The organism is Variovorax raffinosi (assembly GCF_051216615.1).
Taxonomy (GTDB): Bacteria; Pseudomonadota; Gammaproteobacteria; order Burkholderiales; family Burkholderiaceae_C; genus Variovorax.
Genome location: NZ_JBPJZR010000001.1, coordinates 936,207 through 949,681 on the forward strand (window position 1 = coordinate 936,207; position 13,475 = coordinate 949,681).

Consider the following 13,475-nt stretch of genomic DNA (forward strand, 5'->3'; position numbering starts at 1 on the left):
GACAGGAACACACACCATGAGCCAACCCGCATTCGCAAGCCTCGACGTCGGCGACGCCCTGCCCGGGCTGCAACTGCCGGCCATCAGCCGCACCACGCTGGCCCTGTTCGCGGGCGCCTCGGGCGACCACAACCAGATTCACATCGACCTCGACTACGCCCGCAAGGCCGGCATGCCCGACGTGTTCGCGCACGGCATGTTGTCGATGGCCTACCTGGGACGCCTGCTCACGCAGTGGGTCGACCAGCGGCGACTGCGCAGCTTCGGCGTGCGCTTCACCGGCATCACGCACCTGGGCCACCAGATCACCTGCGCGGGCAAGGTGGTCGAGAAGTTCGAGGTGGATGGCGAGCAGCGCGTGAGGCTCGAAATCGAAACGCGCAACCAGTACGGCGAGACCAAGATCGTTGGCGATGCCGTGGTCGCGCTCTGAACATCAAATTTTTTGGAGATAGACACATGGGAACTCTCGACGGCAAGGTGGCACTGGTCACCGGTTCGGGTCGCGGCATCGGCCAGGCCATTGCCATGAAGCTGGCCAGCCAGGGCGCGCGCATCGTGGTCAACGACCTGGACGCCGATCCGGCGCAAGAGACGGTCGAGCTGCTGAAGAAGAGCGGCGCGCAGGCCGTGGCCTGCGCGGGCAACGTCAGCGCACCCGACTTCGCAGAGCGCTACATCAAGGCGGCGATGGACAACTTCAAGGGCATCGACATCATCGTCAACAACGCCGGCTTCACCTGGGACGATGTGATCCAGCGCATGACGGACGAGCAATGGCACGCCATCGTCGACTGCCACATGACGGCACCCTTCCGCATCCTGCGCGCGGCCTACCCGGTCATCAAGGCACAGGCGCAGGCGGACCAGGAAAAGGGCATCGAGGTGTACCGCAAGGTGGTCAACGTCTCGTCGACCTCGGCGCTCAACGGCAATGCCGGCCAGATGAACTACTCGTCGGCCAAGGCCGGCGTGATCGGCATGACGCGGGCGCTAAGTCGCGAGTGGGGCCGCTTCAAGGTCAACGTGAACGCCGTGGCGTTCGGCCTCATCCACACCCGCATGACCAATGCCGACGCCAAGGCCGGTGCCACCGTGAACATCGAGGGCCGCGACATCCGCGTGGGCCTGAACCCCGAGCTGCTCAAGTCGCACGCGCAGCGCAACCCGCTGGGCCGGGGCGGCACGCCGGAAGAAGCGGCCGGCGCGGTGTACCTGTTCTGCCTGCCCGAGTCGAACTACATCACCGGCCAGGTCGTGGCGGTGGCCGGCTCGCCGCAATAAGCGCGCGCCGAGTGGGGATGGCAGCGGGTGGAACAAAAAACCCGCTGCCTCGCGTTGGTCAGAAAAACCCGGAGACACAACAAGCATGACAACCCTCGCCGCCGAATCACCCATTGCGCCAGCCGCCGTGCGCTACCGGGCCGTGCCGTATGCGATACGCAAGGCCATCTGCGAGCGACGCGCCGACGGCACGCTGATCCTGCGCTCCCCGCTCACACCCAAGGCCACCGGTCGCACGGGCTTTGCGGGCTTCATCCCCCATTGGGCCGACCGCCGCGGCGACCTGCCTGCCTTTTGCGAACGCGACGCGCAAGGCGAGTGGAAGCGCATCACCTGGCGCAGCCTGTGGCAGCAGGTGCAGACCATCGGCGCAGCCTTGCTGGAGTTGGGCCTGGGCCAGGGTCGTCCGCTGGTGGTGCTCTCACCCAACTCGCTGGAGCAACTCGTGCTGCTGCTGGCGGCCGAATACGTCGGTGTGCCGGTCGCGCCGGTGTCACCCGCCTATTCGCTGCTGAGCCGCGACTTCGCGCGCCTGAAGGGCGTGTGCGAACTCGTGCCCCCGTCTGCGCTGTTCGTGCAGGACGCCGTCACCTTCGAACGCGCGATCGCTGCGGTCGGCGGCACCGGCGTATCGGTGATCGCGGTGCAAGGCGCCACGCAGGGCGCGTTGTCCTGGCAAGCGCTGTCGAACGTCGAACTCACGGTGCAGCGCCGTGACAAGGTGGCCGCCGCGCACGCGGCCATCCGCCCGGAGGACATCGCCAAGATTCTTTTCACCTCAGGCTCCACCGGCGTGCCCAAGGGCGTGCCCATCAGCTACCGCAACCTGCAGGCGACAGCGGCAAACCTGTCGGACATGTACGCCAGCCTCGGCGAGCAGGACGAGCCGCCCGTCTTTCTCGACTGGCTGCCCTGGCACCACGCCCTTGGCGGCGTGCTCAACCTCGGCCGTGCGGTATTGCTCGGCGCCACGCACTACATCGACGACGGCAAACCACTGCCCGGCCTGTTCGATCGCACGGTGCGCAACCTGCGCGAAATCTCACCCACACTGCTGACCAGCGTGCCTTCGGCCTGGACCATGCTGGCGGCCGAACTCGAGCGCGATCCGCAGCTGGCGCGCAGCGTGTTCGCCCGGGTCATCAATTTCGGGTACGGCGGCGCCAGCCTGCCCAAGGACGTCAACGAGCGCATCCAGCGCGTGGCCGAACGCACCGTGGGCGAGCGCATCGTGTTCGGCACCGGTCTGGCCTCGACCGAAACCGCTGGCGTCGGCACTTACCGCATGTGGGCTTGCGACGACCTCGCCAACATCGGTGCGCCTGCGCCCGGCACAGAGGTCAAGCTGGTGCCGCTGGAAGGCGACCGCTACGAGATCCGGGTGCGCGGCGCCCACAACTTCAGCGGCTACGTCGCGCGGCCCGACCTCACGGCGGCGGCGTTCGACGAAGAAGGCTTCTTCAAGCTCGGCGACGCGGTGCGCCTTGTCGATGTCGACGACCCCGCCAAGGGCATGCGCTTCGACGGTCGCGTGGCGGAAGACTTCAAGCTGGTCACCGGCACCTGGGTGCGCACCGGCGCCATCCGCCTCGAACTGGTCGAGCGTTGCGCGCCGCTGATCTCCGACGCAGTCATCTGCGGCCACGACCAGAACTACGTTGCCGCGCTGGCCTGGCCCAACGTGGCCGCCTGCCAGCGTTTGCTGCCCGAACTCGCGGGCCTGAACGCCGCCGAGTTGGTGGCCCATCCCGTCCTGGTCGCGGCCATTGCCGAGCGCCTGTGTCGGGACGCCGGCAGCGCCAGCCTGCGCGTCGAGCGCCTGCTGCTGATGGCCGAGCCGCCGTCGATGGACGCCAACGAAATCGCGGACAAGGGCTACGTCAACCAGGCGGCGACGCGCTTGCGCCGGGCCCAGCTGGTGGAGCAGCTGCTCCATCCGCAGCCGGGCCCGCAGGTTGCACGCGCCTGAGAGTCGCGCGAGCTTCGCCAAAAAAATTATCAGAACCGGAGACACCATGCGCATCGCTTTCAATTTCACCAAGGGACTCGTCGGCATCACCGCCATCGCCTGCAGCGCCCTCGCCTTCTCGCAGGACTACCCGATGCGGCCCATCACGCTGGTCGTTCCGGCTCCGCCGGCCGGCGCGACCGACGTGCTGGCCCGTGTGATGGCGGATGAGCTGGGCAAGCGCCTGGGGCAGACGGTCATCGTGGACAACAAGCCCGGCGCCTCCGGTCTGCTTGGCGCCTCGGTGGTGGCACGTTCCGCGCCCGACGGCTACACGCTGTTCTTCTCGCACGCCACGCCGATCTACTACGCGCCCTACATGTTCGCGAAGGTTCCCTACGACGTGCGGCGCGACTTCGCCTTCATCACCGAGATCTGCTCGGCCAGCCTGGTGTTCGCGGTCGGCAAGGACGTGCCGGTGCACAACATGAAGGAGCTGGTGAGCTGGGCCCAGGCCAACAAGGGCAAGGTCAACTACGGCTCCTTCGGTGTCGGCTCATCGAGCCACCTGCTGATGGCGTACCTGAGCGAATCGCGCAACCTCGACATGGTTCACGCCGCCTACAAGGGCGAAGCACCGATGATCCAGGACATCCTCGGCGGCCAGATTCCGATGGGCATCGGCACCCTGGGCACGATGGCCCCGCACATCGCCACCGGCCGCCTGCGCCCGCTGGCCATCGTCGGCAACAAGCGCCTGCCCGAGCTGCCCAACGTGCCCACCATGGTCGAGGCCGGATTCCCGGACGAGGAATTCAATCCGGTCGGCGGCGTGATGCTGACCGCGCCTGCCAAGACCCCCGCACCAGTCCTTGCACGACTGGAGAAAGAGGCTCGCGCGGTCGTGCAGACGGCGGCCATGAAGGCGCGTTTCCAGGCCTTTGGCCTGGTGGGCATGGGCAACAGCTCGGCCGAATTCAAAAAGAACTTCGAGGCCAGCGGCCCGGTGATCCAGAAGCTGGTGCAGGTGTCGGGCGCGAAGGTGGATTGAAGAGGATGGAATGCAAACGGCCGTTGCTCGCGGCCGTTTGTCCATCTATCCGACCTGCCTGTCCTGCCCCGCCCAGTACCTGGCACGCAGCGCCTTCTTGTCCACCTTGTCGAGCGCGGTCAGCGGCAACGCATCGGCGAACACCACCACCTTGGGCGCCTGCACCACGCCCTTGCGATCGGTGACGAAGGCGATCAGTTCGGCGGCCTCGACTTGCGCGCCATCCTTCAGCACCACCACCGCCATCACCGCCTCGCCCCACTTCTCGTGCGGCACGCCAATGACCGCCGACAGGGCGATGGCCGGATGCTGCGCAAGGCAGCTTTCCACCTCGCTGGAGTACACGTTGAAGCCGCCGCTGATGATCATGTCCTTGGCGCGATCGACCAGGTAGAGGTACCCGTCGGCATCGCGGCGCGCCATGTCGCCGGTGTGCAGCCAGTCGCCGGCGAAGGCCTTGGCCGTTTCTTCGGGCCGGTCGAGGTAACCCGACATCACCAGCGGGCCGCGCACGCACAGCTCGCCGATCTCACCCACCGGCACCTCGACATGGTGGGCATCGAGCAGGCGCACCTGATTGCCCGGCAGGCTGCGGCCACAACTGCCCAACAACTGGGATCGTTCGAGATCGTGCTCGTCGCGGCGCAAATAGCTGATGGTCATGGGCGCCTCGGCCTGGCCGTAGACCTGTGCGAACACCGGCCCGAGCCGGCCAAGCGCCTGCCGCAACCGCGCAGGTGCCATCGGCGCGGCGCCGTAGAGCACCAGGCGCAGGCTTGTGAGGTCGTGCGCATCCAGCGCGTGGGGCGCATCGAGCAGGCCGTAGATCTGCGTGGGCACCAGAAAGGTGGTGGTGATGCGCTCGGCCGCTACCGCCTGCAAAAAGCCGTCGGCCGTGAAGCGTTCGAGCAGATGCACCGTGCCGCCTTGCAGAAAGGTCGTGAGGATCATCGCGCCCGCTGCGTGCGACACCGGCGTCGCCGCCAGAAAGCGCACCTCTTGCGGCCATTCCCAGCACGCGAGCTGCTGCAAGGCCGATGTCACCACCGTGCGGTGGTGATGCACGATGCCCTTGGACTTTCCGGTGGTGCCACCGCTGTAGGCGATCTTGAGGATGTCGTCCGGCCGCACGTCGAGCGCGATGTCGCTGCCGTCCAGGCCGTTCGATGCGGCCAGCAGGTCGCTGCCGTAGGGGGCCGGCCCCAGCGTCAATACATGCGGCACGAGATTGCGCTGCGCCAGCGCCTGACCGCGCTCGGCATGGCGCGGCACGTCGATCACCAGCGCCTTGACCTTCGCGTCGACCAGAATGAAAGCCTGGTCATCTTCAGAGCCCAGCGGATGCAGCGGCGTGTTGACCAACCCCATCAGGTGCGCCGCGATGATGGTCACCACCGACTCGGGCCGATTGGTCGCCAGCACGGCAATGCCGTCCTGCCGCTGCAGGCCCATGGCCTGGAAGCAGCGCACCATGCGATGGCAGCTTTGCTCCAGTTGGCGGTAGCTCATGCGTACGTCGCCGCCAACCAACGCCTCGCGGGTGGCGAAGGCCTTGAACGCGGACCGGTAGAGCTCAGCGAAGGTCGAGCCTTGGTGGAGGATGGGGCTGGGCGATGGGTGCATGGTGGCCGGGCTTTCATTACTCGCGTCTGCTGTCGGAAATCAACAAGCAGGTTCGAGTAAGCCGCCTGAACGAGATTGTTCGACCACCCTTTTCAGGGGGCTCCCCAAACGCTTGCCCAGCCGACTTCGATCCGATGGTGTGGTACTCCGACAGGACCAAACGGTTTGGCCGCAACGGGCCGAAAACAGACTGTGCTCGGGCGCAAGCCGTGCTCTTCGATAAGTCGTGGCCGACCGCGTCCAGAATCGAGTTGTAGACGTCCACATGGCTGACTGCTGCGGTCTCCGTCTTGCTTGGCGTCGCGTTAGGTCCGCTGATGATCAGCGGAATTCCAACGGATTCCGAGTACATCGTGCTCTTGCCCCAAAGCCCGCGCGCGCCGGCGTTGTCGCCGTGGTCGCTGATGTAGATGATGTAGATGATGTAGATGATGCGCGTATCGTCCACCAAGCCGGCTTCCTGCAGCGCCTCCAGGACTCGGCCGATGTTCGCGTCCAGATAGGAGATCAGGCCGTAGTAGCCGGCAAGCGCTCGCCGAACGTCGCTCTCGTCCTTGAAGTGATTCTTGTAGCCGGAGAGGCGTGCATATTGCTGGATGAAGGGATGCGCCGACTCGTCGACGCCGAATCTGTACGCCTTGGGCATCTTGAGCGGCATGCCGCTGTACAGATCAAAGTACTCTGCCGGCACCGTCAAGGGGAAATGCGGTGCCACAAGTGAAACCATGAGAACCCACGGTTTCTCGTCCCCTCGGCTTCCAACCTCCTTCCCCTTCGATCTCAACCAAGCTGTCGCCGACTTGGTGATTTCCCCGTCGTAACGCGTGTAGTCCGAGTCGCCAGCCCTAGCGGACCGGAGCATGTTCGATCCATCGCCCCAGGGGCAGAGATCGGCGGAATTCAACACGCATTCGGCACTTTTGCGCGAAGGCGCTCCCAAACGGCGTTCTTATGTGTCGGCGTGAAGGCCTCGAAGAATTTCGAGAAACAACTTCACGCGTTGCGTCAGTGGCCGCGACGCCTCGGTCATTGCGCAGATCGTGTTCTGAAATGCCGGTCCCTTGGGCACCAATTCGAGCGCGTGCCGCTTCGCCACAAGCTTGGCATAGTGTTCAGGGAGAAGACCGGCATAGTTGCCTGTGGCAATGAGCACGCCGATTGCCTCAAGCCCGCCAGCGTCCGGTCCGCGCTCGAAGCCGTATTCTGCGATCGCCTGTTCAACGAACGGGTGTGGACGGTAGACGAGCGGAAGCGAGCGTTTCCGCTCGGGCCCATCGGCTTTGGCGACATAGACGCGGTGCACTTCGACAAAGAGCTTCTGGTAGTCGAACACACGGTCCTTTTTGTACATACCACGGACCGCCACTTCGACCCGGCGTTCGCGCAACGCATCGTTCAGTTGGGCAAAGTTCATCACCGTCAGTGCCGGCTGTACATCCGAAGCTTGCCGTCGCAGTGCGGCCAGGGCCTCGGGGATTCGACAGTGATCGTGGGTGATGACGTGTTCGGTCATGCCGATGCACAGGGTGCCGGATAGCACCCCCCTCACCGCGTCAATTTCCGGGCGAATGAGCTCCAGCGACTTGATCGCCTTGGAGGCCAGATCGACGGCCACGGTGCCAGCGCTGCTGAGCTTGAACCCGCCCGGTCCGCGTTCGCAGAGCCGTACACCCAGACGCTCTTCAACCTCTCGGACGTGCCGGCTGATCGAAGCTTTTGACAGGTTGAGCCGATGCTCGGCGGCTGCAAAGCCACCTGCCTCAGCGACGGCGCAAAAGATGCGGAGCGAGCGCAGATCGCGCTCGTTGAAGTCCAGGCGGCTCATCTCGCAAAGTATCGCTTTTTGCAACCATAGCGTCAAAAGAATCGTTTTCCATTTGACAGGGTGATGACTACAGTCGGCGCATTCCTACACCCGTCGGCAAAAGGCAAATGACGAATCGCCCTCCACGTAACGCGATCAAGGCTGTGTTCGGGGCCTCGATTTCCGCTTGTTTGCCCAGTCCCGCGCTGGCAGAAGGCGGTGCTTTGTGGCCACAAGCGTCGGCATCGCTGAGAGCGCACACGCGGTTTGCGTCCAGTTGTTCGGTCGGCCTCGTCCGCCCGCTCGGCCTACCTGGAGTTTCTCGGTGTCACGGCTCTCATCCATTGGGGCCGCAGCGTGCTCATGAAGGAAGCGGCACTTCATGAATAAGAACTTGCGCTGCCCGAGCCGCTGCTGACCACACAAATTCGCCCCCTTAACGGAGAAACACCCCATGGAAACTTTGACAACTGCTCCGCGCGTCGGTCACGCAACATTGCTCTACTCGGAGCTTGTGACCGACCTCGAGAACCTGCGTGCGCATATCGCCATTCTCGGTATGCCCTTCGGTTCGGCTTACGGCGCGCGGTCCTTTACCAACGACCAGACCAACGCGCCGCAGGCCATTCGCGATGTCACTGATCGCATCGTGCGCGCTCCCGGCCACTACGACTTCGACATTGAAGGCCCGCTTCTGCAAGGCCGATCTGACATCCGCTTCGTCGACTGCGGCGATGTCATTCCGGATTTGAAACTGCCCGGCGACCACTACCGGCGCGTCGAACTGGCAGTGCGTCAGATCTTGAAAGGCGGCGGCCTCCCCATCATTCTTGGTGGCGATCACGGGATCACCACACCTGTTCTGCGAGCGTATGACCAGACAGGGCCGATTACTCTTGTGCACATCGATGCCCATCTGGACTGGCGGGACGAGGTCAATGGCGTCAAGGACGGCTTGTCCAGTCCTATCCGTCGCGCTTCAGAGATGCGGCATGTTGCGGGCATCGTGCAGATCGGTCTTCGCGCGCAAGGCAGCGGTCGACCTGAAGACTACGACACCGCAGTCCGCTACGGCGCGCAATTGATCAGCGCCTACGAGTTGCACGAGATTGGTATGGAGGCCGTGCTGGCGCGCATACCAGATGGTGGCAATTACTACCTCTCGATCGACGCCGATGGGATGGACCCCACGATCATGCCGGCCGTCGACGGGCCAGCGCCGGGTGGGGTGAATTTTGTGCAGGCACGCCAACTCATCCACGGCCTGGTCAAAAAGGGACGCGTTGTCGGCATGGACATTGTCGAGATTCAACCTTCAAAGGACAACGCAAGCAAGCTCACCTGCGTAACGGCTGGGCGTTTGATCGTCAATCTGATTGGGTCGGCCATCAAAGCCGGTTATTTCCCTCGTGAGCACTGATTCGTCTCCCCAGCCAGTGGCTGGGGCCCAACCGTTCATACGCTTTGATGGCGTAGTGAAGCGGTATGGGACTTCCGTAGTGCTGGACAACCTGCACCTTGGCATTCATGAGGGCGAGAAACTGTCGCTCATTGGCCCAAGCGGTTCCGGCAAGACGACGATCTTGCGGATTCTCATGACGCTCGAAAAAATCGAACGCGGTCATGTATGGATCGAAGACAAGCCGCTTTGGCACATGCCCAAACAAGGGCAACTCGTACCGGCAGACGAACGGCATCTGGCGTTGATGCGCGCACAGATTGGAATGGTCTTCCAGCACTTCAACCTATTCCCTCACATGACGGCCCGCGAAAACATCTCGCGGCCTCAACGGATCGTGAAGGGAACGGACAAAGCGGTAGCTGACAAAATCGCGATGGAACTCTTGGATCGTGTGGGGCTCGCGGCCAAGGCTGACAACTACCCGTCAATGCTGTCAGGCGGTCAAAAACAGCGGGTCGCCATTGCGCGCGCACTGGCAATGCAGCCACGGATCATGTTGTTTGACGAGGTCACGTCAGCGCTCGATCCGGAAGTGGTCGACGAAGTTCTGCAAGTGCTTCGGAACATCTCGCGCGAAAGCCGTATGACGATGCTCATGGTGACCCATGAGATGAGCTTCGCCAGGGAATTCTCCGATCGGGTTCTCTTTCTTGACGGCGGAAAAATTGTTGAGCAGGGTCCGCCCGACCAGCTCTTCCACGCTCCTCGGGAGCCACGAACCAAATCTTTTCTGAAAAAGATCGCTGCCGCAGGGCATCGCGTTGACTAACCACCCACGGAGTTATCAAAATGCTGAAGTTCATTGCAGTCGCGCTCGCCGCGTTCGTATCCCTGTCTCCATCATTGACGGCAGCTCAAGCACAGCCTCAGGTAAAGGAGAAGATGAGCGTGGGCCTGGCCCACGAGCCTCCCTACACAAACTATCAGGCCGGCGGAACGCTGAGCGGTGCAGCACCGGATCTGCTCTTTCGCATCATGAAGGATTTCGGTGTCAAGGAACTCGATCCGAAAGTCCTGGAATTCGGCGCAATGATCCCCAGTCTCCAGGCTGGTCGCGTGGACGTGATCTCCACGGGTTTGTACATCAATCCGCAGCGCTGCAAGGCCGTGTTGTTCTCCGAGCCTGACCTGTGTACGACGGAGGGCTTTATCGTCGCCAAGGGCAACCCGAAGGCCATCAAGTCGTTCGCTGATGTGGCAGCGAACGAGAGCGTCCGTTACGGGGTCTGCGGAGGCTGTTCGGCAGAGAAGCGCGCTACGGAATCAGGGGTGCCGAGAAGCCGGATAACGGTTGCACCTGACCACCAGAGCGGAATCAAGATGCTGCTCGACGGCCGGATCGATGTGTACGCTGCGCCAGATTTGGCTTTGCGCTCTGCCGCTACCTCCATGGGCGTCATGGATCGCTTTGAAGTTCTGGTGGTTGCCAATGAGCCGGCCAAGTGTTCCGGTATCGCGTTCAGGACTGATCAGAAGGGCCTGCGTGATATGGTTGATCAAAAGCTCAAGGCGCTCAAAGACTCGGGCGAATACGACCAGATCGTTTCGAAGTACGGGTTTGATCCCAAGCTTGCCAAGGCGACCTCGCGGACAACCTTGTGCGGCGGCGCGAACTAAGCCGCTGAGGCGATCAAGCAGGAGCGTGCCATGGACATCCTCGCCAAATTTGCGCAAGCAACGTACGTAACCGTCCAGATCACGTTGGGCGCGGCTCTTCTTGCCTGGCTCGTATCGTTCGTTGCTGGCCTGTGCAAACTCTCAAGCTCACGATTCATCTCGTGGCCGGTCACAGGAATCGTGGAGGCGATCCGTGGCACTTCCTGCTACGTGCAACTGTTTTGGCTGTACTTCGTTCTGCCCTTGGTGGGTGTCGAGATCAGTGCGATGGCTGTCGCAATCCTTGCCATCGGGTTGAATATTGGCTGCTACGGTTCTGAGGTGGTGAGAAGCTCCATCCTTGCCGTTCCTCGCGGCCTGCGAGAGGCAGCGCGCGCGCTTAACATGAATGGCGTGCAGACGATGGTCAACGTCGTGATACCCAATGCGTTTCCGCGCATGCTCCCGCCCATGTGCAACCTCATGGTCGATCTTCTGAAGATCACGCCGATCGTGTCACTAGTGACGATCGCGGATCTGACTTTCTTGGGTCAGATCTACCGGCAGGAGACGGGAAGTCCCTTGAAGGGGTTCGGCATTCTGATGGTGATTTACTTCTTGCTGTCCACCCTCATCATTCATGCGTTCAAGCGCTTGGAGATCTGGGCGAGCAAGGGTTTCGAAGGAACACGATGATGATGTTGTGGGACCCTCAAACGGCAGCAGAAGTGTTGCCGCGCCTAATGCGAGGACTGGTCGTCACCGCACAGGTAACCTTCTTTGCCACGATCTTGGCCCTGTGCGTCGGGCTATTTCTGGCGGTTGTATCGCGATCCTCCTCGTCGCTGGTGAGGAGATCCGCCTACGGGTTTATGGAGGCGATCCGGCGCACGCCGCTGTTGATCCAACTTTTCTTCGCGTTCTACGTCTTGCCTGAGGTCGGCGTTCGGCTGGAGCCGGTCGTCTGCGGCGTACTGGTTCTTGGCCTGCACATCGGCTGCTACATGGCCGAGGTTTACAGGGCGGGAATTGACGGCGTGAACCGTGGGCAGTGGGAGGCAGCAAGAGCACTGAATTTTTCAACGTACAGGCAATGGACAGCCGTCGTCTTGCCTCAGGCCATTCCGCCTATGGTTCCCGCCTTGGGAAACTACTTGATCATGATGTTCAAGGAAAGCGCGTTGCTCTCGGCGATCGCAGTGCTCGACCTGATGGGTGAGGCGCGTGTCTTCTCAAATGAGAGCTACCGCTACGTCGAGGCCATGACGTTGGTAGGCGCCATTTATCTGGCGATCAGCATTCCAAGTGCGGTCGCTGTTCGGTATCTTGAGCACAAAATTTCTCGGTTCAACGGTTCTGCCGGCTAGCGATCCCATCATGTTTGATTCCTACAGCCAAGCACACGATCTCCTCGCGCGGATTGGCGTCGTGGAGACCCACTACCACGTGGGGCCCGAGCTGGTTGCCCGTCGCTACGACGTGCAATCGCTTGCCGAAGCCGCGCGCCCGTTCGGAGCTGCGCTGGTGCTGAAAAATCACACCTTCTCCACCACTCCTCTTGCCGCTCTGGCGCGTGCCCGCCACGGTGTCAGGTTCTATGGTGGCGTCGTCCTCAACAGCTATGTTGGTGGGCTCAATCCCGCTGCAGTGTCGAGTGCGGTGTCAGGCAACAAGGCGGATGTGCAAGGTAGGCAGCCGGATGACGCACCAATCGTCGTCTGGATGCCGACTGTTGATGCCGTGTCGCATGTGAAAGTCCATGGTTTCGGGTTTGATCCGAACTGGTCGGGTTGTTGTGGATCGGAGCCTGCCAAGTTTTCTGCAGATGACCTTGGCGGACAAAGGCCGGTTGTCGCATTTGCTGAAGATTTGCGCCCTATGCCCGAGCTGATCGAAGTCTTGAAGACCATTGCCCGGCACAACTGCGTGCTGGCCACAGGGCATCTTTCCGCTGCCGAGGTTATGCAGCTTGTGCCGCTGGCCATTTCGTTGGGCGTCAAAAGAGTCATCGTCACCCACCCGCATTATCCCTCGGTCGGACTGACTGACGATCAGCTGTGCGCGCTCGTCAAGCACGACGGTGTGTACGTCGAGCACTGTTTTGCGATCCATACCCAGGATGGTGTGCAGCTCGAAGCTTTCGCGGATTCGATCCGCGCCACGGGACATGAGCGGGTGTTGTTGTCGACAGATTTCGGCCAGGTTAACAGCGATACGTTCCCAGCGGGTACGGTGATTTATGCCTTGGAACTGGGAAAACTGTTGCGTGGCGCAATGGACACGTCCGAATTCCTCTCGATGTTTTCTGCAAACGGGTTTGCCGCGTTAGGGATTGAGCAATAGGCGGAAAACCACCGGAACCTGAGGCCTGCCTTATCAAGGCTGCGCGCATGCATACATGATTGTCCATCGAGCAAGCCGCACACAGGTGTGCAGACCGTTGAACATCATCCAAGAGGGGGCTTGCAAAAGGCGTCGGGGCCATACATGCACAAGTACATCCGCAGCATGCGCTCCAATCGCACTGACGGTCGACTGTTGCCCGTCTTCGGATAGTGCGGACTCGATCACGCAGCAGAGCTGTGCCCACGGAACGATCTGCTCTATCGTCGCCTGGAACGTGTCACGCTTTGTCGCCCTGTGGTACTTCGCGTACTGCGCGTTCTCTTCGGCGGCCATAGCAAGGTTCTGTTGCTGCATGCAAAGC

General features: G+C 62.2%; 13 protein-coding genes. 10 read left to right on the plus strand and 3 right to left on the minus strand.

Annotation, left to right across the window (positions count from 1 at the left end; genetic code table 11):
• The first annotated feature begins 16 nt into the window (after positions 1–16).
• From ACSFB7_RS04430 to ACSFB7_RS04445, 4 genes are all read left to right on the plus strand, one after another.
• Complete coding sequence (locus ACSFB7_RS04430) at positions 17–433, plus strand: MaoC family dehydratase (protein WP_435467429.1); 417 nt, start codon at positions 17–19, stop codon at positions 431–433.
• A 26-nt stretch (positions 434–459) separates the two neighbouring features.
• Positions 460–1,284, plus strand: a complete 825-nt coding sequence (locus tag ACSFB7_RS04435) for an SDR family NAD(P)-dependent oxidoreductase (RefSeq protein ID WP_435467430.1) — start codon at positions 460–462, stop codon at positions 1,282–1,284.
• Between the two features lie 85 nt (positions 1,285–1,369).
• A complete protein-coding gene (locus tag ACSFB7_RS04440) occupies positions 1,370–3,253 on the plus strand; it encodes a feruloyl-CoA synthase (protein ID WP_435467431.1) in 1,884 nt (627 codons plus the stop codon).
• A 46-nt stretch (positions 3,254–3,299) separates the two neighbouring features.
• Complete coding sequence (locus ACSFB7_RS04445) at positions 3,300–4,283, plus strand: Bug family tripartite tricarboxylate transporter substrate binding protein (RefSeq protein WP_435467432.1); 984 nt, start codon at positions 3,300–3,302, stop codon at positions 4,281–4,283.
• 45 nt (positions 4,284–4,328) lie between these two features.
• Here ACSFB7_RS04445 and ACSFB7_RS04450 read toward each other — a convergent pair whose 3' ends face one another.
• From ACSFB7_RS04450 to ACSFB7_RS04460, 3 genes are all read right to left on the minus strand, one after another.
• Positions 4,329–5,906: an AMP-binding protein gene (locus ACSFB7_RS04450; protein ID WP_435467434.1), complete on the minus strand. Its 1,578-nt coding sequence runs from the start codon at positions 5,904–5,906 to the stop codon at positions 4,329–4,331.
• A gap of 16 nt (positions 5,907–5,922) precedes the next feature.
• Positions 5,923–6,768, minus strand: a complete 846-nt coding sequence (locus ACSFB7_RS04455) for a sulfatase-like hydrolase/transferase (RefSeq protein WP_435468078.1) — start codon at positions 6,766–6,768, stop codon at positions 5,923–5,925.
• Between the two features lie 87 nt (positions 6,769–6,855).
• Entirely contained in the window at positions 6,856–7,731 is an 876-nt protein-coding gene (locus ACSFB7_RS04460) for a LysR family transcriptional regulator (protein WP_435467436.1), read from the minus strand.
• A gap of 433 nt (positions 7,732–8,164) precedes the next feature.
• Between ACSFB7_RS04460 and ACSFB7_RS04465 the strand changes: the two genes are divergently transcribed.
• The 6 genes from ACSFB7_RS04465 to ACSFB7_RS04490 are packed head-to-tail and all read left to right on the plus strand — an operon-like array spanning position 8,165 to position 13,111.
• Positions 8,165–9,130, plus strand: coding sequence for an agmatinase (locus tag ACSFB7_RS04465; protein ID WP_435467438.1), 966 nt, complete (start codon positions 8,165–8,167; stop codon positions 9,128–9,130).
• Between the two features lie 16 nt (positions 9,131–9,146).
• Entirely contained in the window at positions 9,147–9,941 is a 795-nt protein-coding gene (gene ehuA, locus ACSFB7_RS04470) for an ectoine/hydroxyectoine ABC transporter ATP-binding protein EhuA (protein ID WP_435468080.1), read from the plus strand.
• Positions 9,942–9,961: 20 nt separating this feature from the next.
• On the plus strand, positions 9,962–10,789 hold the full coding sequence (ehuB, locus tag ACSFB7_RS04475; protein ID WP_435467440.1) for an ectoine/hydroxyectoine ABC transporter substrate-binding protein EhuB: 828 nt from the start codon (positions 9,962–9,964) through the stop codon (positions 10,787–10,789).
• Between the two features lie 30 nt (positions 10,790–10,819).
• Positions 10,820–11,464 (plus strand): ectoine/hydroxyectoine ABC transporter permease subunit EhuC, encoded by a 645-nt coding sequence (ehuC, locus tag ACSFB7_RS04480; RefSeq protein ID WP_435467442.1) that lies wholly within the window; start codon positions 10,820–10,822, stop codon positions 11,462–11,464.
• Entirely contained in the window at positions 11,464–12,135 is a 672-nt protein-coding gene (gene ehuD / locus ACSFB7_RS04485; protein ID WP_435467444.1) for an ectoine/hydroxyectoine ABC transporter permease subunit EhuD, read from the plus strand. Before ehuC ends, ehuD begins: the two co-directional genes overlap by 1 nt.
• Positions 12,136–12,145: 10 nt before the next feature.
• Positions 12,146–13,111, plus strand: a complete 966-nt coding sequence (locus tag ACSFB7_RS04490; protein ID WP_435467446.1) for a DUF6282 family protein — start codon at positions 12,146–12,148, stop codon at positions 13,109–13,111.
• The last annotated feature ends 364 nt before the right edge of the window (positions 13,112–13,475 follow it).